8 protein-coding genes are annotated in these 24291 nt (G+C 46.6%); 7 read left to right on the top strand and 1 reads right to left on the bottom strand.

The features are described from left to right. Positions 1-86 precede the first annotated feature (86 nt). A complete protein-coding gene (locus tag ACFYU8_RS05315) occupies positions 87-386 on the top strand; it encodes a DUF1292 domain-containing protein (RefSeq protein ID WP_007718819.1) in 300 nt (99 codons plus the stop codon). A gap of 68 nt (positions 387-454) precedes the next feature. Here the strand turns inward: ACFYU8_RS05315 and ACFYU8_RS05310 are convergent, their stop codons facing one another. Further along, positions 455-832, bottom strand: a complete 378-nt coding sequence (locus ACFYU8_RS05310; RefSeq protein ID WP_016743484.1) for a YflT domain-containing protein — start codon at positions 830-832, stop codon at positions 455-457. Positions 833-1253: 421 nt separating this feature from the next. On the opposite strand from ACFYU8_RS05310, the gene ACFYU8_RS05305 reads away from it, so the two are divergent. The 6 genes from ACFYU8_RS05305 to ACFYU8_RS05280 all read left to right on the top strand — a co-directional run bounded on the left by ACFYU8_RS05305 (position 1254) and on the right by ACFYU8_RS05280 (position 24287). Continuing rightward, positions 1254-3338 (top strand): DNA gyrase/topoisomerase IV subunit B, encoded by a 2085-nt coding sequence (locus tag ACFYU8_RS05305; protein WP_390295139.1) that lies wholly within the window; start codon positions 1254-1256, stop codon positions 3336-3338. A 2-nt stretch (positions 3339-3340) separates the two neighbouring features. Continuing rightward, entirely contained in the window at positions 3341-5833 is a 2493-nt protein-coding gene (gene parC / locus ACFYU8_RS05300) for a DNA topoisomerase IV subunit A (RefSeq protein WP_390295141.1), read from the top strand. A 66-nt stretch (positions 5834-5899) separates the two neighbouring features. After that, entirely contained in the window at positions 5900-6220 is a 321-nt protein-coding gene (locus ACFYU8_RS05295; protein ID WP_390295143.1) for a hypothetical protein, read from the top strand. A 178-nt stretch (positions 6221-6398) separates the two neighbouring features. After that, entirely contained in the window at positions 6399-7046 is a 648-nt protein-coding gene (locus ACFYU8_RS05290; RefSeq protein WP_390295145.1) for a nitroreductase family protein, read from the top strand. Positions 7047-7221: 175 nt separating this feature from the next. Then, positions 7222-7902, top strand: a complete 681-nt coding sequence (locus ACFYU8_RS05285) for a metallophosphoesterase family protein (protein WP_390295147.1) — start codon at positions 7222-7224, stop codon at positions 7900-7902. An 824-nt stretch (positions 7903-8726) separates the two neighbouring features. Then, positions 8727-24287 (top strand): non-ribosomal peptide synthetase/type I polyketide synthase, encoded by a 15561-nt coding sequence (locus ACFYU8_RS05280; protein ID WP_390295149.1) that lies wholly within the window; start codon positions 8727-8729, stop codon positions 24285-24287. Positions 24288-24291 lie beyond the last annotated feature (4 nt).

Below are 24291 nucleotides of genomic sequence, written 5' to 3'. Positions count from 1 at the left end.
ACAGAGTTATTCGCCTGTTTGCTTCCCCCGGAAAAAAACGGTATGATAGAACAGAGTACGAATATCAGCATAAGGACGTGAACACATTGACAGAAGAGAACAAAGACCTCGAGTTGGGCGATATCATTACATTGGACGATGAAAACGGTGAACCGTTGGGGGATTTCGAAGTATTGGCTATGTTCGACCTAAACGGTAAAGAATATATTGCCTTGGCTGAAGCAGTGGAAGACGAAGAAAGCGAAGAAGATGAAGAAGTGGACATCTTCGTATTCCAAGTGGACGGCGGAGAAATGGTACCGTTGGAAGAGGACGAAGAGAGCACTGTTTACGCGAAGCTGAACGAAGTGCTGGAAGGCATCGAACTCATTAAAGAAGACAAGTAATCCCGGTATGAACGAAACAAGCCACTGCTGGCGTCAGAACCCAAGCAGTGGCTTTTTCGTGCGGTCGATCAGTCATTCATTTTAATAATGTTATCCTTGAGGTCTCGTACAACGAGTAGGCAGGTGTAGTCTGTATCCTGTAGTTCGCGAACCAGCGCAGAGCACTCGTCTTTCGTAAGACCGAGCTTTTCGAGTCGCGTACGGAGTTCTTTACCGCCATTGTCAAAGAAATGCGCCATGCTGTCAATGTGACCGACGGCACTTTCAAAGTGGGTACTGTATTTATAAAAATTGTTTCGTTGATTTGAGTGATTTTTATCAGGATTCCATTTCAAAACCCAGATGTCATCACTGTTGTATCCGGCGGAATTTAACGCATGAACGTCAGAAGCAAGCTCAGCATCATACTTATGGAATTTGACGAACGGCTTGGTAGCACTGATCAATATTATTCCCCCCTTTTTCGCCTCAGGAATCGATGCCTTACTAGGATGCCCAAAGCCAAAGCGCGGATGAATGGAAAATACCTGAGGCAAAGCAGTGAACGCTACGCAAGAACAATTGGCATTTTTTCCTTGATAGCAGCAGGATTTACGATAATGGGGGAAGAAATAAAGAAAAGGGAAACAGATGTTTTGGTTTTTCGTTTTGACCAATCTTCACCATTAGTGCTACACTAATTAATGGAATATGCATGTCATGTACAGAACGAATGAGAAGAAACGAGGAATACTGAGGATAATCGGCCATCTCGCTAGGGGCGAGGTGGCTTTTTTGCCCCATTTTGCTACTGGCGTTGAATACTATGGGAACCATACGGTACAATAGCGATTAAGTGTTCGCTTTTATTAGGAAAACGTTCCTCTCATGGGGATTGAAACATCTCGGCGTTTTTCAAAAAAGGTGAAAACGACGCTAGCCATCAGTAAAAAAGGCATGATCGTTTTTGTACGTGTCCGAAGAGTAGAGGGGAGAGCGCGATTGAAGGAAACAGAAACACAGCAAACACTAACGTATACGGAAGAAGATATTCAGGTCTTAGAAGGCTTGATTGCCGTTCGAAAGCGGCCTGGAATGTATATAGGCTCCACGGGCTCGCGTGGCCTGCATCATCTGCTGTGGGAAATTGTAGATAACGCCAAAGACGAGTCGCTTGCCGGTGTTAACGATAGCATCATCGTCACATTGAACAAGGATGGCAGTGTCAGTGTAGAAGACCATGGACGTGGAATTCCAACCGGTATGCACAAGACTGGCCGACCTGTACCAGAAGTAATTTTTACGACGCTCCATGCCGGTGGTAAATTCGGCGGCGGCGGTTACAAAAAAAGTGGTGGCTTGCACGGAGTAGGCTCCAGTGTCGTTGTCGCCTTGTCCAAATGGCTTGAGGTCGAAATCCATCGCGAAGGCAAAATTCATAAGCAACGCTTTGAATATGTTGTGGACGCAAATGGAATCGAGCATGTCGGTAAGCCGGTTACTGGTCTTGAAATCACAGGGAACACCAAACGTACAGGAACAACCGTACGTTTTCTGCCGGATGATGCGGTGTTTGGTAATGCTCGCTTTGACTATGAGACGATTCGTGATCGTTTCCGGGAGACAGCATTTCTTCTGAAAAAGCTGCGCATGGTTTTGATTGATGAGCGCGGACCTGAAAAGAAACGGGAAGAGTTTTACTTCGAAGATGGCCTGAAATCATACGTTTCCTATTTGAACGAGGGGAAAAACACACTTCATCCGATTGTTTACTTTGAAGGTGAAAAGGACAATATCTACGTTGAGCTGGCTTTTCAGTACAATGACGGCTATGCGGAAACGCTGGTATCCTATGTCAACTCGATTGTAACAACGGACGGCGGAACACATGTCACGGGCTTCCGCAATGGTACGACCCGGATTTTTAATGAATTTGCCCGGAAAAAAGGGTACTTGAAAGAAAAAGACCAGAACTTGACTGGAAACGATTTGCGGGAAGGTTTCCTCGGTGTATTGTCATTGCAAATGGCTGACGTCCAGTTTGAGTCCCAAACAAAAGACAAGCTGGGGAACGAAGAAGCACGGGCAATTGTAGAACAGATTGTTTCCGAAAAGCTAGGCTTCTTCCTCGAGGAAAATCCGGAAATAGGCAAGCTGCTGATTGACAAGGCGTTGCGTTCTGCTGAGATTCGCGAAGAGCTGCGCAAACAACGCGAAGCACTGCGCGGCGACAAGAAAGGCAAAACCACGAAAAAGCGCAAATCGATTTCGGAAAAGTTTACTCCGCCGCAATACAGAGACTCCAAGCGCAATGAGCTCTTCCTCGTAGAGGGAGATTCCGCGGGTGGCTCTGCAAAACAGGCACGTAATTCAGAGTTCCAAGCCTTGTTCAGCCTGCGCGGGAAGCCGTTGAACACGGAAAAAGCAAAGCTATCCGAGGTATTGGCGAATGAAGAGTTCCGCACGATCCTAGAGGTGCTTGAAACCGATATTGGCGAAGAGTTTTCCATCGAAAACTGTGCGTTTGACAAAGTGATCATTATGTCTGACGCGGACGTTGACGGCTCGCACATTCAAACGCTCTTGCTAACCTTCTTCTTCCGCTACATGCGCCCGATGATTGCCGCTGGTCACTTGTATATTGCCCAACCGCCTTTGTATCAGGTGAAAAAGCAGAGCAAGGGCAAGCAAACAGAGGCGATCTACTGTTGGAGCGATTACGAGCTAGAACAGGCGTTGAAAAAGACTGGACGCGGTGCTGAAGTGCAACGCTACAAAGGTTTGGGTGAGATGAACGCCGATCAGCTCTGGGAAACAACGATGGACCCTGAGACGCGCAAGCTCATCAAGGTTGAACTGGATGACCTCGCTCACTGTGAGAAGCTGGTAACCGTTTTGATGGGTGATAAAGTCCCGCCACGGCGTGAGTGGATCGAGAACCACGTCACCTTTGAAGTGGGGGAGGATGAATAAGCATGCTGTCCAATCAAATTATTAAACAGAGCTTCGCGGAAATTATGGGAAAGCGCTTCGGGGACTATGCCAACCTAGTTATTCTCTCACGCGCGATCCCGGATGCCCGTGATGGACTAAAACCGGTACAGCGTCGTATTTTGTATGCAATGTACCAAGAAGGCAACTTGAACGATAAACCATATCGCAAATCAGCGAAAACGGTCGGGTACGTGATGGGTACCTATCATCCGCACGGTGACTCGGCGATTTACGAAACGATGGTGCGGATGGCGCAATGGTGGAAAATGCGGCAGGTGCTCATTCAAGGACACGGAAACTTCGGTAGCTTGGATGCAGACCCGCCAGCCGCTATGCGTTATACCGAATCCAGACTGTCAGCATTGGCCAATGAGCTATTGCGCGATATCGAAAAGGATACGGTTACCTTTATTCCGAACTACGACAACTCTGCTCAACAACCGGCAGTATTGCCTTCACGATTTCCGAATCTTCTCGTGAATGGCGCTGCTGGGATCGCGGTTGGTTTTGCAACAGACATCCCGACTCACAATTTGGGTGAAGTCATCGATGCCGCTGTAGCACAGATGAAGAACCCGAATATATCGCTGGATGAGCTAATGCAGCACGTCAAAGGTCCTGATTTTCCAACAGGCGGCATTGTTCAAGGGCTATCCGGGATTCGCAAGGCGTTTGAGACAGGCCGTGGCCAATTCATCATACGCGGGAAGACCCATGTAGAAGAGCCAAAAGGCGGCAAGATCAAAAAAATCGTCATTTCTGAAATCCCTTACGAAGTGGTCAAGTCAAAGCTCGTCGGCCAAATCGATGAGCTCGTGATGGAGCGCAAAATCGAGGGGGCATTGGCGGTTCGCGATGAAACCGGTCGCAAAGAGGCCGAGCAGAAAAAAGTCCGTATCGTAGTGGATCTTCGCAAGGAAGCGGATGAACAGGCGATTCTCAACTACCTGTACAAAAATACGGATCTGCAAATCTATTACAATTACAACATGAACGTGATTCATGAGGGGACCATCCGCCAGATGGGACTCAAGGCTTTGTTGGGGGCGTACGTCGACCACCAAAAAGAAGTCGTCACGAATCGCTGCCAATATGATCTGAATCGAAAGCAAAGCCGCGAGCATATCGTGGAAGGTTTGATTCGCGCCAAGTCCATTTTGCGTGAGATCGTCGATACGATTATGGATTCGGAAGACCGTGCAGATGCCAAGAAAAACATCATGGAGAAATACGGCTTCACCGAAAACCAAGCAGATGCGATTTTGAGCATTCAGCTCGCTTCCTTGACCCGTTTGGATATCGTCAAGTTGGAAAAAGAATTGGCAACGCTGGCAAAAGAAATCGAGGAACTTAAGTCGATTTTGGCAAGTGAGAAAAAGCTGATTCAAGTCATTACAGGCGAACTGAACGAGATCAAGAAAAAATATGCAGAAGAGCGCCTGACAGAAATCCAGGGCGAGATCGAGGAAATCAAAATCGATATCGCCATGCAAATCAATGCAGAGGATTGCATTGTAACCCTCACAAACGAAGGATATATCAAGCGGACGAGCCCGCGCTCCTTCAAATCAGTAGGGGGAACGCTGGAGACATGTGGTGTAAAAGAGGGAGACCGTGTCCGTTATTTCGTAGAGACGAACACGTCCCATACTGCTCTCTTCTTTACCCAGGACGGTAAATACTTCGCCACACTGGTCAACGCTTTCCCAGACGATAAGTGGAAGGATATCGGTTCTGCCCTCGTCAATATCATCCCATTGGAGAAGAATCAGCGGATCGTTGGTTTTACGATCGTAGAGAACTTCAAACAACCGCTGTATGTCTACCATGTAAGTAAAAATGGTTTGATGAAAAAGACGGCGTTGTCCGAATACGAAACGAATCGTTCCAGTGCGTTGGTAGCTGCGAAGCTGAAAGCCGACGATGACGAGTTTGTTAATGTATTTGTGGCTGACGAAGCTGGGGCGATACTCGGTGCGACCAAGGATGGCATGGGCATTCGATTCCAGCGCAGTGAAGTCAGCGCAACAGGTAGAGCGTCAAGCGGGGTAAAAGCAATCACACTTGCTCCAGGCGACGATGTGATCACGCTGCTTCCGATTGAGGAAGACGACTCTCGTGCCTTTAGCTTGTTGACGGCTGAAGGAGTGGTAAAACGCACGGCCATTGCTGCGATTCCACTCCAGGCACGCGCAGGCAAAGGCGTACAGTTGATTCGTAAACGTAAAAATAATCCGCATGAACTTGTCGCGATGTTTATCGAGGAATCGGTCTTTGCCTGGACGTCGCAGAACGAATGGACTCTTGTCGAGACAGAGCAAGTGATCGTCAACGAGCAAGGTGGTATCGGCCGACAACTGGTGGAGGGTGGGGTAAAAGCAGTTGCTTTTGAAACCATTTTGCCTACAGATGAACCGAAGGACGATGCGCCTGCAAAAGGCTCAGGAGACGGATCTGGCACAGGAGGGCAATAGAAAACATCTAATGTCCAGGCAAGCCTGTTCGATGGAAATCATCGAGATAAAAGGAATGATGAATAGATGGCGTTTGAAGCCTTTGTTTCACCGCTAAGCTGGCAGCAGGTTTCTCTGCTTCTTGATACTGTGCAATATTTCGAAGAGGCGCCGAAGCTGCTCTCCCTTCCACAAGAGCAAGGCGCAAGTGTGCCTGTGCCGATTACGTCAGACACATTGAAGACAATGCTTGCGTGTCTGGACGAAGAGGAAGCATTTAGCCGCAAAGCTTTTTCATTGAGGTGGGAAGCAACTGAGGACGAAGGAAGTGGCTACGTCGTTGTGGAGCTTCCGAATGGAGACACCGTGAAGCAGCCAGCCGTTTTATCCGCTTTTTCTCCGGTTTAACAGAGAAACGCTTTGGTGACGCGCTTACATCCATGATAGGATGTGAGTCGTTTAGCCAAAGCGTTTTTTTGCATACGAAAAGATTGCCAGCGAATTAGAGTATGTGATACAGTTTGAACACGAGTGTTTTGTAATAAAGTTAGTAACTTACTGAACCTTACCAATGGAGGATGGAATCATGGAAAAAGTCATCAATCAAAAGGCTTTTATGGACGTTATTCGCGAGCGTCGTTCCGTACGTCATTACGATCCAACAGCAAAAATCTCGCGGGATGAACTAAAAGAAATGATAAAGGAAGCGACGTTAGCACCTTCCAGCTCCAATCTCCAACCATGGCGTTTTTTGATCATCGATGAACAGCCATTGAAAGAAAAACTGCTACCCATCGCATTTAACCAAAAGCAGGTGGTAGAAGCTGCGGCGGTTATTGCCGTCTTGGCTGATTATGAGGGCTACAAGCAAGCGGGGAGCATTTACAAAAAAGCAGTCGAAGCAGGTTACATGACAGAGGAAGTAAAAGCAACGCTCATCGACAACATCAATAAGCGTTATGAGAATCGGGATCGGGCGATCATCAAGGAAATTGCTTTGGTAGACGGAGGTCTCGTCGCGATGCAATTGATGCTCGTTGCTAAAGCTAGAGGGTATGACACCGTACCAATGGGAGGTTACAACAGCGAGAAATTCAAGGAAGCCTTCCAAATCCCAGATCAATATGAAACAGTCATGTTGATTGCAGTCGGAAAAGCGGCACAGCCTGGTCATCCGACCACTCGCCTGGATGTAGAAGAGATTACATTCTGGAATGAGATGCCGAGTAAATAAGCACGGAGAAATGGAATAGCCTTGGCCTGATATGATTTTTGGGCCTGGGCTTTTTTCGCGTTTACAAGCATATGAGGGACAGACATGCTGGCAATCAGGTGAAATGGGGCGTACAATTAGGAAGACATGACAATAACGAAAGAGAAGCCGCAGACGAGTGAAAGAAGGGTGTAGGATGAAAAGATTGTTGGCAATCAGCGATATTCATGGGGAATTGGAGAAACTGGAATCGTTGATGGAGCAAGTTCAGTACGATCCACAAAACGATCAATTGATCCTGCTAGGTGATTATGTAGACCGTGGACCAGAGTCGAAGGGGGTCGTCGACAAGGTGAAACAGCTCCATGCAGAAGGGGCAATCGTGTTGATGGGCAACCATGATCATATGATGGTTAAATCATTCGAGCAAGACCCTGTCTTTATCGAACGATGGTTCCGAAACGGCGCACAAAAGACGTTGGCGAGCTATGGTCATACCGCAGCAGATACGGAGTCTGGCGCACCCGAGAACTTGGAAATCACCTCTTCGGTCAAAGAGCATCTGGAATTTTTGGCTGGATTGGACTGCTATTATGAAACGGATGATTATATTTTTGTTCACGGGGGAGTACATCCCGAGACTCCGGTTGCAGAGACTGACCCGTATATGTTGATGTGGATACGTGATGAGTTCCATAAAGGTTACCAGGGTGAGAAGACCGTTGTTTTTGGTCACACGCCAACCAGTTATTTGCACGGTAAACATGATGTGTTTTACGGTGAAAATAATATCATCGGCATTGACGGAGGTGCCGTATACGGCGGCCGTCTGCATTGCTTGGAGCTGCCGAGCCGCAAAGTGTACTCCGTAGAGTGATAGAGTAAGAGCAAAAGGCTTCCACCTCTCTTTACAAGGAGCGGGTGAAAGCCTTTTTGATATGTGTCAAGATAAGTAAAGAGTAATATTGTAATGAATTTTCATTTAAATAAATTGCAAAAATTAATAATTAAAGGCTTGTCTTCTAATATTTGGAATAGTAAAATATTCCCAACTCACCTATATTCTTATTACTTATCATCATATTAACCTACGTGAATATTTGCAAATCAATCAACATTTTCCCCTGCCATACTCGCTGCAATGAGACCGTTACTCTAATCGTCGCTCTTACTCCACTCCTAGTAAAGACAAAAGAAACAGCCATCTCCCAAAAAATCATCGATCGATACGTTCATTCCAGGAAAAAGGTAAAGAATCACCCATCTCAAAAAGGCGATGGTTTTTTACTGCTTACTATTTGAAAAAAATAGAATTAAAGGTAATAAAAGGAATAGCTTGATATCTGATTGTTTCATTCCAAACTGCTGAAAGAAAAAGAATGGGCTGAGCTTTTTCTTCCGCGGGAGTGGCTACATGGTTTCCGGGTAAAGGTTCCTAATATTCAGAATGATAATGGGCAGTTTTGTCATTCCGAGTACGAGCCTATGTGCTGCCCGGAAAAGAAAAGGGAGACTGGCGCTTCGTACAACGGGTCATGGCTTGGGGAAAATCACATCTCTTGTATGCACACGTGGGGAGAACACAGAAGGACTCTATGTATTCGGTTTTGCCATGCCATGCAAGAGGGGCATGGGGAGTGGGTATGCTCACCAGGCAAGAGCTAAAAACTATCAAACACGGAACAAGGGAGGAACAACGCTTTGCATATTGTTCAGACATTAGTAGAAGCGCTGGAATTGTGGAAGAACGAGGACCAAAAAGGCGTTACCTTCATTTTGGGAGACCAGAATGAGATGTTTGTTTCCTATAAGGAATTATATGAAGAAGCCCTCGGTTATTTATTTGTCCTCCAAAAAAATGGAATAAAGCCTGGTGATGAAGTCGTTTTTCAAATTGAGGATAGTAATCTCCGAACGTTTGTCTGCCTTTTCTGGGGATGCTTACTCGGTGGAATGATCGCTGTGCCTATCTCTGTAGGGGATAACGAAGAGCATCGTCTGAAGCTGTTAAAGGTTTGGAAGACGTTAATCAATCCGTATCTGATTACGACGGACAGCGTCTGGAAACGATTGGAGGATTTCTTTAGTAAACACAACTACCTGACGGAAATGGAATCATTGAAGTCGAAGTCCTTCCTGCTTGATGAGACCGGGAAAAATGAAGAGAAGGGCACCATCTACTATCCTTCTGCTGATCATGTGGCCTTTATTCAATTTTCATCAGGGTCTACAGGAGATCCGAAAGGGGTTACCCTGACGCATGAAAACCTTGTCCATAATGTGCGTGCGATTAATAACAGACTTGGAACGATTGAGTCTGACTCATTCCTAAGCTGGATGCCCTTAACGCATGACATGGGGATGATCGGGTTCCATTTATCACCGCTGTATGCAGGGGTTCATCATTATTTTATTCATACGTCACTGTTCATCAGGCGGCCTACGCTATGGCTGAAGAAAGTAAGTGAGCATAAGGCGACGATTTCGTCTTCTCCGAACTTTGGATATAAATATGTGTTGGCCAGGTTTAAACCGGAAGTGGCTGAAGAGTGGGATTTGTCTACGCTTCGCACGATATTAAATGGAGCAGAACCAATTGCTTCCGAATTGATTCATCAGTTTTTGGATCAGATGAGCCCTTATGGATTGAAGAAAACGAGCATGCTCCCGTGCTATGGATTGGCTGAAGCCTCTGTGGGAGTATCCATACCAGATCAGAACCAGTATTTTACAACGATTTCTCTTGATCGAAGGTTTATCCAAGTAGGCAAGCCAATCAAGATGACAGATCAAACAAATCCAGAAGCTCTTTCACTAGTAGAAGTGGGTTACCCTATTGATTTTTGCGAGGTAAGAATATGTGATGACGAGGATCAAGAGCTACCAGAGGGTGTTGTTGGCCATATCCATATTAGAGGGAAGAATGTAACTAGTGGGTACTACAACAACCCTGCTGCCACTGCAAATGTAATGACGGCTGATGGATGGCTCAGAACAGGGGATCTGGGTTTTATGAGAAAGGAACGTCTTGTCATTACGGGGCGTGCGAAGGACATTATATTCGTGAATGGTCAAAACGTTTATCCGCATGACATTGAGCGGATTGCTGAAGAAGTAGAAGGAGTCGAGCTTGGAAAGGTTGTTGCCTGCGGGGTATTCAACGAGGAAACCAAAGAAGAGGATATTCTTGTGTTTATCCTTCATCGGAAAAGTGTAGACGAGTTCGTTGCGCTTTCTAAGAAAGTGAAAAAGCATTTGAACGAGCGAACAGGATGGAGAATAAGCGAAGTCTTACCGATTCAGCGCATTCCCAAAACAACGAGTGGAAAAGTCGAACGATATAGAGTGGCTAGGGAGTATCAGTCTGGAGCATTTCACGATGTTTCCGAGGAAATGAAACGACGAAACACAGAAGAGGTAATAGAGGAAACCAACGATAAATCACCTCAGATGCGCGAAAAAATAGAAAAACAAATGCTTGCCATTTGCCGCGAGGTGCTTCAGTCAGACAGTTTGGGACCAGACGACAGTTATTTTGACGTAGGCGCGTCCTCTATGCAACTGACCCAGTTAGCAGGGCGGATAGAAGAGGAGATGGGGATTACGTTGGCGGTAACCGATTTGTTTGCCTATCCGACGATCTCCAGGCTAGCCCGCAGTCTATTCCACTCCGAACAAGTGACTGATCTCACAAAACAGACTGATGCTGGTCCACAGAAACAAAAGGATATCGCTATTATCGGGATTTCTTGTAAGTTCCCGCATGCTCAGGATGTGGATCAATTTTGGCAAAACATCCGGGGAGGAAAGGATTGCATACATGAACTCCATGGTCAAAGACGAAAGGACACAGAACAATACGTCTCGCTGGTAAGAGGCGAACAGGGTGATGCTCCGCTTGTTGAGGGAGGTTATTTAGAGGAGATTGACAAGTTTGACCATTCGTTCTTCTCGATTACTCCGAAAGAAGCGAAGCTGATGGACCCCAACCAAAGACTGTTCCTTCAAAATGCTTGGAATACGCTAGAGGATGCAGGCTATGGCAGACGCAAGCTTTCCGGGAAAAAAGTAGGGGTGTATGTCGGCTTCTCCAAGTTGGGATACGATTACGAACGCCTTTTGTCTGTCGTAAGTCCCAAGGATTTGCCCTCTTATGTAGTAGGTAATCTTCCTTCTATTATTGCGAGCCGCATTTCGCACTTGCTTGATTTACGCGGCCCTGCGATCACGGTGGATACAGCATGCTCTTCTTCCTTGGTTGCGGTTCATATGGCGTGCAAGGCTATCCAAAGCGGAGATTGTGAGATGGCGTTGGCAGGTGGAGTCAAAACCATCCTTCTGGCACAAAAGGCTGGAATCGGAATGGAATCCTCTGACAACCGTTCAAGGGCGTTTGACGATCAATCTGATGGAACGGGTTGGGGCGAAGGCGTAGCTTCTGTTCTGTTAAAACCTTTGGAAAAAGCCATTGAGGACGGGGATCATATCTATGCCGTGGTCAAGGGAAGTGCTGTTAATCAAGATGGCGTTACAGTCGGGATTACCGCACCGAACTCACAGGCGCAGGCAGAATTGATTGTAGACGCTTGGGAGGATGCGCAAGTCGATCCTGAATCGATTAGCTATATAGAGGCACATGGAACGGGAACAAAACTGGGGGACCCTGTTGAGTTGGATGGAATTCAGAGAGCCTTCCGCCAATATACACAGAAGAAACAGTTTTGTGGAATCGGCACTGTCAAAGCGAATATTGGACATTTATATGAAGCAGCGGGAATCGCTGGCTTGATTAAGGTTGTTTTGCAGTTAAAGTACAAAGAGCTGCCGGCCCTCGTCCATTTCCAGAAACCCAATCGGAATTTTTCCTTTGAAAAGTCGCCAGTATATGTGCAAAACAGACTGGAAAAATGGGAAACAGATGCTCATCCGAGGAGATGCGGGGTCAGCTCGTTTGGGTTTAGCGGGACCAATAGCCACGTTATCTTGGAAGAGTATGAGCCGGTTAATGAAACGGAGATGACAGTCTCAGACGAGGTGCAAGTGTTTACCTTGTCGGCCAAATCCGAATCAGCCCTTCAACGACTGATTCAAAAGTACCGTGAGCTTCTATCTTCCAGCGGACCGATTTCTCTGACTGATTTGTGCTATACGGCAAATACCGGGAGAGAATCGCTTTCCTATCGCATTGCGCTCGTTTTGCATAGTCGCAATGATTTTGAACAAAAACTCGATCGATTGGCGGTCCGGCTTGAAAATGATCGAGATGTTTTTGTCTACGCACCTGGTAAGAAACGCGTTCCAGATGAAACGATTCATCTGTTGAATCAATCCGCTCGGGATGTGCAGGAAAAGTACCACAAGGCGAGTCCAGAGATGAAATATTCGTATGCAAAGACATTATGCGATTTGTATGTACAGGGAGCTACGGTTGACTGGGATGAGTTCTACAGAGATGGAAAAAAGAGAAGAAAAATGCCACTGCCGGTCTATCCCTTCGATCAGCATCGCTCTTGGATTACAGATGATGTGAGCAGCATTATTCCAGAACAGATGAATACTATACGCGGAAATAGAGGTGCTACTGTGTCAGAGATAGGGACTGCGCCAATCATAAAAGTTCTGAAAGAATTGGTTCATCATGCTTCAGGTTTTGGTGTAGAAGAAATTGATCCATCCCTTCATTTTCTGGAGCTTGGCTTGGATTCAATCATGCTCGTACAAATTAATCGTGAAATTCAGGAAAAGTTTGGTGTGGTCATTCCAACCCAAGAGTTGTTTGAAACCATTACTAGCATTGATAAGTTAGCGGCCCACATCGCTCTGGAACTATCCAGTAGCCCAGCTGTGGCTTCTGCCAAGCAAATGGAAAGGATGGCAATCGAGCCACCGAGAGAAAACGTTGTTGTAGAGCGTAAGGTTGTACAGAATATTCAACAATTAGAGCTGAAAGAACAGACCATGAAAATGCCAGTCGCAAGAAGCGCAGGGGCCGTTGAAACAATCATCGAAAAGCAGATTTCGCTCTTGTCTGAACACCAAAATCAAATGGCTACGCTGTTACAAAAGCAATTGGAGCTGTTGAATCAAGAACAAAGCTATGTACCTGAACAACACGCTGAATCTGTGTCTGTTGCTCCTGAGAGCAGGAAACCCGAAGTAAAACCATCCGTCAAGGTGAATGAAGAGGAACGCCAGAAGCCATTTATACCGTATCAGCCACTAATGATCGGCGAATCCGGTAATTTTACACCGGCACAAAGAGAGTATCTAAACCGATTCATTCAAAGCTATACGGAAAAGACAAAACGCTCTAAGAAGTATACGCAAGAGCACCGATTGGTTCATGCCAACAATCGCAATGTGTCTGGATTCCGTTCCTATTGGAAGGAAATGGTTTATCCGATTATCACAGAATCTTCATCTGGTTCAAAAATGTGGGATCTGGATGGGAATGAATATATCGATCTGACGATGGGTTTCGGTGTAAATCTGCTCGGTCATAATCCCGCATTTATCATGAAAAAGCTGGAGGAGAAGATTCAATCTGATCTGCCTCCGCTTGGTCCTATGTCGGATGCAGCTGGAAGAGTAGCAGAATTAATCGGCGAGCTAACCGGGGTGGAACGTGTTGCCTTTTACAATTCGGGGACAGAGGCAGTTATGGTGGCACTGCGCCTGGCTAGAGCAGTCACAGGCCGTTCGAAGATCGCATTATTTTCCGGCTCCTATCACGGTACTTTTGACGGCATTCTGACTGTCGCTGATCCTGAGTCACGAGACGGGAAGGCCATACCGATGGCTCCAGGGATTACCCAGCATACGGTGGATGACGTCCTTATCTTAAACTACAACCATCCAAAATCAATCGAGCTGATCAAAAAACATGCACATGAACTGGCCGCAGTGTTGGTTGAGCCTGTTCAAAGCCGACGTCCGGATCTACAGCCAGTTGAATTTTTGAAGGAAGTCAGAGAGATAACTAGCCAATTAGGCACTGCCCTTATTTTTGACGAAATCATTACAGGATTCCGCATACATCTTGGTGGCGCACAGGCGTGGTATGGAATAGAAGCAGACCTCGTTACGTATGGGAAAGTTCCAGGTGGTGGCATGCCGATCGGTGTTGTTGCCGGTAAAGCTGCATTCATGGATGCAGTGGATGGAGGAACCTGGAATTTTGGAGATGATTCCTACCCGTTACACGCCGAGAAAAAGACGTTTGTGGGCGGAACGTTTTGCACACATCCGCTGACGATGCATGCTGCGATCGCTACACTGGAATATTTGAAGGAACAGGGGCCGAAGCTACAGGAAGCCTTGACTCAAAAGACCCTATACCTGGTAGAAACGCTTAACGCGTATTTTAAGGACGAGCAGATTCCAATCCAGATGATCAATTGCGGCTCTTTGTTCCGCTTCGTATCATTTACCGATATAGAATTGTTCTTCTATCACCTGATCAGCAAGGGCATTTATATCTGGGAGGGCAGAAATTGCTTCCTTTCCACTGCTCATTCCGACGAGGATATAGTAAGAATGATCCATGCGGTGAAGGAAAGTATCGATGATCTGAGGCGAGGAGGTTTTTTACCGGAGCCACCGCCTACTTCTCCGAATGGAGGACGGAAACAAAAGCAAGTTGTCGAAATGACAAACTTTACGAGACAGGATGGGCAAAAGCCAGAGGCAACGCTTGTGGAAAGTGTGGGGGAACAACTGAGGCTTCCCCTTAGCCCTGAACAGAAACAGATGTGGTTTGCAGTCAAATCTCGCGTGGAAGCATCCGCAGCTTTTAACGAGACCATCTCCCTTCAGGTGGAGGGTGAGCTTGATATCCCTGTGTTTGAGCAGGCAGTCCAAATCATGGTGGATCGTCATGAAGCATTGCGAACCATCATTGACTCAAACGGAGAGTATCAGGAGGTACTGCCAAAGCGGGACATACGAGTTCGAGTCGTGGATTTGAGCCACCTTCCATTCGAGGAACAGGAAGAAAAAAGGAATCAGCTATTGGATGAACAAACAGGTACACCATTTGAGCTTTCTTCTGAGGACCCCCTGTATCGGGTAAGTGTCATTAAACTGGCTACCGCCAAATTCCTAACTTCCTATACCTTCCATCACCTGATTGCAGATGGGTGGTCCATGGCTGTTTTCATAAAAGAGCTGGATGATATCTACACGGCGCTTACACAGAAACGACCAGTGCCGCTAGAGCCCTCCACACCGTTTTCTGCCTACCAAACCTGGCAAGAAGCACAGATGCAGAAACCAGAGTTTCAAGAAGCGATCGCATACTGGAACGAGAAATTCTCAGATCCAATACCCAAGCTCGTTTTTCCTTTAGAACAGCGAGAAACGGGAAAACCATCTTTTACAGGTGAGCGAATTACCTTCAAGATCGACAGCAGCATCACGAGGAAGGCAAGAAAAAGAAGCATTCAAAACAAGAACAGTCTGTTTATTACCTTGCTGGCTTCTTTTAACCTGTTTCTTCACCGCCTTCTCGGAAATAGAAAGATGGTTGTGGCGATTCCCACTGCGGGTCAATCCCATATGGGCAAGATGTCCTTGATCGGAAACTGCGTCAATTTGTTGCCTGTTTGCACCGAGATTGACGGCAATGATACTGCAGCGGATTATTTGTCCCGGGTGAAACAGGCGGTTTCTGAGATGGAAAAGCATCAAGCCTACTCATTTGCAGCATTAGCTGAGAATCTGCCGCATCAGAACTTGCCGGAGCTTTCTGTGTTGTTCAATATGGATCGACCGCTTCACAACCTGACTTTCGCTCAGATGAAAGCTGCGCTGCTGCCAAATCGAATCATTTACAGCAAGTACGATCTCTTTATAAACGTTACAGAAGTGGGCGGAGAGCTTGTTGTTGATGTGGATGCACGAAGCGGAGTAGTAACCACGGAGATTCTACGCCAGTGGGGCGTGTATTTTGCGAATCTTTTGCATCGTGTTGCAGAGGACGATCAGGAAACAATTCGTGCACTGTCCCTTTTGCAGCCCGATGAAAGTGAAAGAATGATACGTGAATCCAGTGGCAACCTGGGCAAATATGCAGAAGAATGGAAAGAACTATTGCAGGATGTCCCAGATGATCGAGTAGGACGAGCTTCCCTCTATGTACTGGATCAGTATCAGCAAGTGGCCCCTGTGGGTGCGTTCGGACAGGTGTATCTGAATGATGGGGGATTCGAGCATTCAGCCCCGTCTCATTGGCAGCGAACAAATAGATCTGCTGTTCCCCTAGGAAATGGGGAAATCCATATCATCCATTCATCTGATCAGCTTGCAGGGCGAAAAAGCACGAGAGTCAGAGAAGTAGAGCCGGCTGGAACGGCGACTGAGGAGAGAATCAGAGTCATTTGGCAGGAAGTTTTGGGAAGCTCCCCGATGTATTTGGATGACAATTTCTTTGAACAAGGTGGGAACTCCTTACAAGCGACTGTCATGCTCAGCCGAATCTACAAGGAATGCCACGTGCAAATTCCTTTGCATCAAATTTTTCAATCGCAGACGATACGTGAATTAGCCAAATATGTAGACTCGTCAAAGCATGAAACTTTTGCTCCCATTCGTTCATGCGAGATGCAGCCATACTATACGTCTTCTTCCGCGCAGAAAAGAATGTATATCCTCCAAGGTCTGGATGGAAGAACCGCCTATAACCTGTCTGGTTACTTACAATTGGATGGGGAACTGGAACTTGATCGTCTGATTCACGCTTTGCAACAGGTCGTACACAGGCATGAGTCTTTCAGGACCAACTTTGTCATCAGGGATAATGAAGTCGTGCAAATATTGCATGATGATCTGCCATTGGATATTGAGGTCGAACAACTGGCCGAAGAGGATGTAAATGAGGCGATTCGCACCTTTATCCAGCCGTTTGATCTCAGCAAAGCCCCGCTTATTCGGGCGAAGGTTTTCCAAGTCTCAGCCAAACGCTTCATTGTGGCTGTGGATATGCATCATATTATTTCGGACGGCTATTCGGTCTCTTTGTTTATCCGAGAGCTGCTACATGCGTATAGAGGAGAATCACTGCCAGAACTGAGTGTGACATATAAAGACTTTGTGGCATGGGAACAAGAGAGGGAGCAGTCAGAACAGCTTCTCGCTCAAAAGGAATACTGGCTTGCGCAATTTGGTCAAGGAGAACTTCCGGTATTGAAGCTTCCCATTGATTATCAAAGACCACCTGTTCAATCCTTTGAAGGTGATCGCTTGACGATGGGGATCGGAGAGGAAGTCAGGAAGCAGTTACTCCAAATGGCTAGGGAAACTGACACGACCTTGTACATGGTATTGCTTGCTGCCTACAATGTACTTCTTTACCGATACACGGGGCAGGAGGAGCTGATTGTCGGTTCTGCTGTGGCGGGAAGACAACACCCTGATTTGGAACGAATGGTCGGCATGTTTGTAAATACATTGGCTATCCGTAACTATCCAACAGGAAGCAAGACCTTTAAGGATTTCCTGAAAGAAGTGAAAAATCAAGCCATCCTTGCCTTTGAAAATCAGGAGTACCCGTTTGAAAAACTGGTTGATTCTCTTCAACTCAACAAAGATTTGAGCCGGAATCCTATATTTGATACCATGTTTGATTACCATTATGAATCCTTTGACGACGTGGCTTCAGATGATTTCAAAGTCACTACGTATGAATATCCAAAAGGTGTGTCCCTATTTGATCTCAGTCTTGATGTACATGATGACGGGACAATGCTCACTTTCCAATTTGATTACAGCACTCATCTGTTTAAACGCGATACTGTTGAGCGGATGGCAAATCACTTTGCCATGATTCTTCACTCCATTCTTCAATCGAATGAGATTTGCCTAGCTGATTTGGAGTACCTGTCCAGCGCAGACGTCACGCAGGTTGTCGCCGACTTTAATCAAGCGAGGAAGCAAATACCAGCCTCTCTCTATCCAACGTTCTATGAATGGTTTGAAGCAGAAGCAAACCGCCATGCAGAGAAAGCGGCGGTCTCATTCGGGGAAGAGCAGATCAGCTATCAGGAACTCAATGCGAAAGCAAACCGCCTGGCCCGGGTTCTGCGTGATCAGGGTGTAATACCAAATAGCGCGGTTGCAATTTTGGCAGAACGCTCGATTAACATGGTCGTTGCTGTTCTGGCAGTCATGAAGGCGGGGGGAGCCTATGTACCGATTGATCCTCAGTATCCGAAGGACCGCATTTCGTTCATGCTGGAAGACAGTCAGGCAAAGGTCATGCTGGTCAATCAAAATAGCCAGGACGGAATAGACTTCAGCGGCTCCATTATCGATATGGATACAGATGCCAGTTACAGCGAGGATTCGTCCAATCTCTTCGCCGTATCCGGACCGACAGATCTTGCTTATATCATTTATACATCGGGCACAACTGGCAAACCCAAGGGAGTCATGATCGAGCATCGCAATCTGGTGAGTGTAGCCAATACATGGCGGTATGAGTACGACCTTGAACATATCAATGTGAATCTCTTGCAGATGGCGAGTTTCTCCTTTGACGTGTTTGCAGGTGATTTATGCAGGGCCTTGCTGCATGGTGGACATTTGGTGATTTGCCCGAGTGATGTAAGGATTGATCTTCCGGCCCTTTATCAGTGGTTGACCCGGTATGAAATTTCCTTGTTTGAATCGACACCTGCTCTTGTTCTTCCTTTTATGGAGTACATTTATCAAAATGGTTTGCCGCTCCATCATCTAAAACTGCTGATTCTTGGTTCGGATACATGCCAAAGCGAAGCGTTTGTCCGCTTGGTCGAGCGTTTCGGGCAGATCAAAATCATCAATAGCTATGGAGTCACTGAGGCTGCTATTGATTCCAGCTACTTCGAAATAGCTGGCGATACCGAAATGACAACCGGAAATGTTCCGATCGGAAAACCGCTGCAAAACACAGAATTTTATGTGTTGGATTCCCAATTGCAGCCACTGCCGGTGGGCGTGTACGGTGAACTATATATCGGGGGAGCAGGTGTTGCACGGGGGTATCTGAACCGAGAGGAATTAACCCGCGAGCGCTTCATCCAAAACCCTTTCCGTCCTGGTGAGACCATGTATAAGACCGGCGATATTGTGCGTTGGATGACAGATGGAAATATGGAGTTTGTTGGTCGCTCAGACTACCAATTGAAGATTCGTGGATATCGTGTTGAGCTGGGCGAAGTCGAAAATCAACTGTTACGGCATGAGAAGGTTCGCAATGCCATTGTGCTTCCGAAGTCAAAAGGAGACGACTCAGTTGTATTGTGCGCTTATTACACAACGGATGAGGGTGTAAGTGCATCCGAAATCAAGGCGTTTCTAGCCGATTCTCTGCCTGAATTCATGGTTCCAACCTTTATCATCCAATTGGCAGAGTTGCCTGTGACGCCAAACGGCAAAATCGATCGGAATGCTCTGCCTGAACCTGATCTGTCTAAGCTGGTATCCGAGGAATACGTAGCGCCTGCGACAGAAAATGAAAGAAAACTTGCGGGAATATGGCAAGAGGTCTTGCGTATCGAACGAGTGGGTGTTTTGGATCGTTTCTTCGAAATTGGTGGACATTCACTGCATGCTGCGATTCTTCTTGCCAAAGTGAACAAGGAATGGCAGGTAGAAATTCCGCTGCGAGCCGTTTTCCAAAATCCTACCGTCCGAAGCTTTGCCCACGTCATTTCTGAAGCTACACAGACCGAAAAGCCTTTGATTCAGGCGGTTGGAAAACAAGAGGATTATGAGCTCTCACCTTCGCAAAAAAGGATTTTTACCGTTCAATCACTCGATGAAACGAGTGTCGCTTATAACATGGCCGGCGCTCTGATTCTTTCCGGGCAGCTGGATTCTGCGGCATTGGAAAAAGCATTCCAGTCTCTTATCCAAAGGCATGAGGCTTTCCGTACGTCCTTCGGCTACGTAAATGGTGAGCCGAAACAATTTATCCATGATTCTGTCCGTTTTGCCATCGATCATGCTGAGGCAGAGGACAGCCCTGAAAGAATAGAGCATCTCATTCGGACGTTCATTCAACCATTCGATCTGAGCGAGGCCCCATTATTGCGGGTTAGGCTAGTCAAACTGATGGAGGACAAGCATTTACTCCTGATTGACATGCACCACATCATCGCAGATGGAACATCGGTAAGCATTGTCATTGATGAGTTAAACCAATTGTATAACGGGCGAAATCTAGAGCCACTCAACATTCAGTTCAAGGATTATTCTGCTTGGTTGAAACAGATCAAGACGACGTGGCAGTCGCATAAGCAGGAGAAGTTCTGGTTAGATGAATTCAGCGGGGAACTACCTGTCATGAATTTGCCTACGGACTATCAGCGACCGCAGTTTCAAAGCTTTGAAGGGGATACGGTTGAAAGCGAGATTGAGGCGGATGTATCCCGCAGATTGCACGATTTGGCGGGGGAAGCAAACGTAACAGTCTATTCGATTCTATTGGCTGCGTACAACGTTTTGTTGTCCAAGTATACGGGGCAAGAGGACATTGTCGTAGGGACCCCAGTGGCAGGACGAAACCACACCGACGTTCAAAATGTAGTGGGAATGTTTGTGAATACGCTGGCTCTGCGAAACTATCCAACAGGCACCAAAAAGTTCCGCGAGTTTGTCCAAGAGCTTAGTGAGAAGTCACTACTGGCGTTTGAACATCAGGATTATCCATTGGAAGACCTGGTAGAAAAGCTTCAGGTGCGACGTGACCCAAGCCGGAATCCGTTGTTTGACACCATGTTCGCCTATGACAATGTGGCAGATACGGCCTTTGACTGGAACAGGGTAGAGGTAAGCCTTTATCCATTCCAAACGAAAATATCCAAATTAGACATCGTGATGAATGTCGAGACGAGAAATGAAGGCTTTTTTGTAGAGTGCGAATATAGCAGCAGTCTATTTAAACCTGAGACGATGGAGCGTTTTATTAACCATTTTACCAACATCCTGCGGCAGGTAGCTGCTGACATGGATATGCTTGTTGGCGAGATTGACCTCATGTCTCCTGAAGAAGTGCAGCTTTTGGAGAAGCTCAGCAATGATACGAAGCGAGAGTATCCTGTAGTACAGCCGATACATGTTGCCATTGAGGAATCAGCCAGACTTTATCCAAATCGAACTGCTGTTTCCTATCAAGGTTCGACAATCACTTACCAAGAATTAAACGAGAAAGCCAACGCAGTCGCTTCTGATTTGCTGAAACGCGGTATAGAAAAGGGCAAGTATGTACCTGTACTTATGGAAAGAAGTCTGGAATTGGTCATATCGTTACTGGGTGTAATGAAGACAGGGGCAGCATTTTCACCACTGGACATTCAGTGGCCTGTCGATCGACTCGAGTCTGTTATTGCCGAGCTGGGTAGCGAGTTCGTATTCGTAGAATCTGGAAATTCCTTTACAGAAACGGATTTGGGTGCGAAATTGGTCGCGATTGATCTGGGGCAACTGACAATGGAAGCGGAAAATCCAAATCTGCCCGTATCGCTGGAAGACCCGATCTATGTCATTTTTACTTCTGGCTCAACAGGCAAACCAAAAGGAGTCGTTGTGCCGCATAGAGGGATCGTCAACCGCTTTCTCTGGATGGATGATTACTTTGGACAAGACGCAGCGCAATCTGTCCTTCAGACCACCAACCATGTATATGACAGTGCGATTTGGCAATTCTTCTGGCCTCTGACCAATGGCGGAAAAACGGTCTTGCCTACTACAGGGATGACTGTCTCGGCTGATTACATGGGTGGAATCATTGAAGACGAACAGATTACTTTAACTGATTTTGTCCCATCTGTCTTTAATGTGATCGTAAATCAGTTAGCTGAAAATCTTGAACTGCAGGGGAAATTACAATCGCTCAAAAAGATCATTATCGGCGGCGAGGAAATCGTTCCGTCCACAGTTTCCAAATTCCTGAAAATATTCCAGTATGTATCTCCGACGAATTTGTATGGCCCGACAGAAGCAAGTATCGGATGCATTGCCTATCAAATTACGGGAGAGGAAGATCGCATACCGATTGGAAAACCGATATCCAACACGAAAATCCTTCTACTCGATGCGTACGGAAAACGAGTGCCGATAGGTGTACCAGGAGAAATCTTCATCTCAGGCATGCCGCTTGGACTAGGTTATTTGCATAACGAGCAGCTAACGAGGCAGAGTTTTGTCGATAATCCATACGCGGAACCTGGCTATGAAAAAATGTATAAGACAGGAGATCTGGCTGTCTATTTACCAGATGGAAACATCCACTTCCTGGGCAGAAAGGATTTTCAGATCAAAATCAGGGGTTATCGAATCGAGCCAGGGGAAATTGAAAGCAAGCTGCTTTTGCTGGAACAGGTAAAAGAAGCAATCGTTATTGCTAGAGAAGAAGAAAATGGAAGTAAGTACTTATGCGCGTATATTGTGACAGAGCATGAGCTTGCGGCTGACGAGTGGAGGGACCTGCTCGCCAAAGATTTGCCCGATTACATGATCCCGTCTTTCTTTGTTCGACTAGACGCTATGCCGATTACGGCTGTTGGAAAAGTGGATCGGAAAAACCTGCCCCTTCCTGATCGCTCTACCTTGGTGGAGGAACACATCGTCGAGCCGTCCGATGAACAGGAACAAATCATGGTCACCATCTGGAAGGATGTGCTGGGGCTTGCGCAAGTAAGTGTGACACACAACTTCTTTGAGCTTGGGGGAGACTCCATTAAAGCTCTTCAGATGATAGCGAGATTGAGGAGTCATGGGTACGAGCTTCGTTTGAGAGACTTGTTCCAAAACCCACGCATTCGCAGTGCGGCAAGATATCTCCAGACGCTGACCAGACAGATTGAACAGGGGCCTGTTGTGGGAGCAGTAGCGTTGACACCGATTCAGATGAACTTCTTTGAACAAAAGCATCAGAACCCACATCATTACAATCAATCTGTCATCTTGTTCAGAGAAGCTGGCTTCGATCCAGAGCTGGTTCAACAAGCATTTAGGAAGCTGATTGAGCATCATGATGTTTTGCGAATGAAATTCCAAATGAATGAGTCAGACATTGTCCAAGATCATCGGGAATTGGACGAGTGCCTGGTTCCCATCTCGATCAGAGAGTTCCCGGCTCAATCCGTAGAGGAGATGGAGCAGGCTGCGCAACTCATACAGGAAGGAATCCATTTGACGGATACTGCGCTGGTAAATCTCGGCCTTTTCCGAACAGATGCAGGAGATCACTTGTTAATCGTGATTCATCATCTCGTTGTCGATGGTGTCTCGTGGCGGATTCTTCTAGAAGATTTCCATATGCTGTATGACTCCTTGCTGCAGCAAGAAGAGCCTGCTTTGCCTATGAAAACCGATTCCTATCAAACATGGTCAGAAGAATTGCAAAAATATGCGCAGGGAAGCGAGATTCAACAGGAAATCGGATATTGGAAGCAGGTAGAGGAAACGCCGTTCTCTCCTCTGGCAAAAGAGGAAACGATTGAAGCACCGCTGATGCAAGGCACAACAGATGTCACCATCGAGCTTGACGAAGCCTACACAGAAAAACTATTGAAGCAGAGCCACCAGGCTTATAACACGGAAGTGAACGATCTGTTGCTTACGGCGTTGGGCTTGACGGTAAAAGAGTGGGCGGGGTTAGAACATGTGCTTGTCAATCTGGAGGGACATGGCAGAGAAGAGATCGTGAAGGGCATCGATATTTCCCGCACCGTCGGATGGTTTACAGCCCAGTATCCATTCGTACTGGATATGAGCCGATCCGAATCGCTTGGCTACCAGATCAAAATGGTGAAAGACAGCTTGCGACGTGTGCCGAACAAAGGTGTTGGATACAGCATTTTACAGTATGTGACTGCGAGACAAACCGATGTTCCGTTAACGTTCCAAGTAAAGCCCGAGATCAGTTTCAACTACTTGGGACAGTTCGATACAGACTTGGAGTCAGGAAGCATGACGACTTCCTCTCTTTCTCCAGGCCGAGAAATCAGTCCCACCTCGATTCGATCCTTTGCGCTTGATGTGAATGGAATGGTGGTGAATCACAAGCTGACCCTTACGTTTACGTATCATCGTGAAGAGTTTGAAGAAGGAACCATTCAGCGCCTCTTGGATGCTTACCGAGAAAAAATCGTCGAAATCATTACGCACTGCATATCGAAAGAGTCAGTCGAGCAAAGCCCAACAGATTTCACATACGATGAGCTGTCCATTGAGGAATTAGATCATCTTTCCCAATTGCTGGGTGACAAAATTCAATGATAGA

Source organism: Brevibacillus sp. NPDC003359 (assembly GCF_042878995.1).
Taxonomy (GTDB): Bacteria; Bacillota; Bacilli; order Brevibacillales; family Brevibacillaceae; genus Brevibacillus.
This window is presented reverse-complemented; position numbering and strand designations above follow the sequence as displayed.

What these genes read in the sequence shown, in the direction of transcription:
- ACFYU8_RS05290 (WP_390295145.1), top strand. Translation starts at nt 6,399, where the DNA reads ATGGAAAAAGTCATCAATCAAAAGGCTTTTATGGACGTTATTCGCGAG.
- ACFYU8_RS05285 (WP_390295147.1), top strand. Translation starts at nt 7,222, where the DNA reads ATGAAAAGATTGTTGGCAATCAGCGATATTCATGGGGAATTGGAGAAA.
- ACFYU8_RS05305 (WP_390295139.1), top strand. Translation starts at nt 1,254, where the DNA reads ATGGGGATTGAAACATCTCGGCGTTTTTCAAAAAAGGTGAAAACGACG.
- parC (WP_390295141.1), top strand. Translation starts at nt 3,341, where the DNA reads ATGCTGTCCAATCAAATTATTAAACAGAGCTTCGCGGAAATTATGGGA.
- ACFYU8_RS05295 (WP_390295143.1), top strand. Translation starts at nt 5,900, where the DNA reads ATGGCGTTTGAAGCCTTTGTTTCACCGCTAAGCTGGCAGCAGGTTTCT.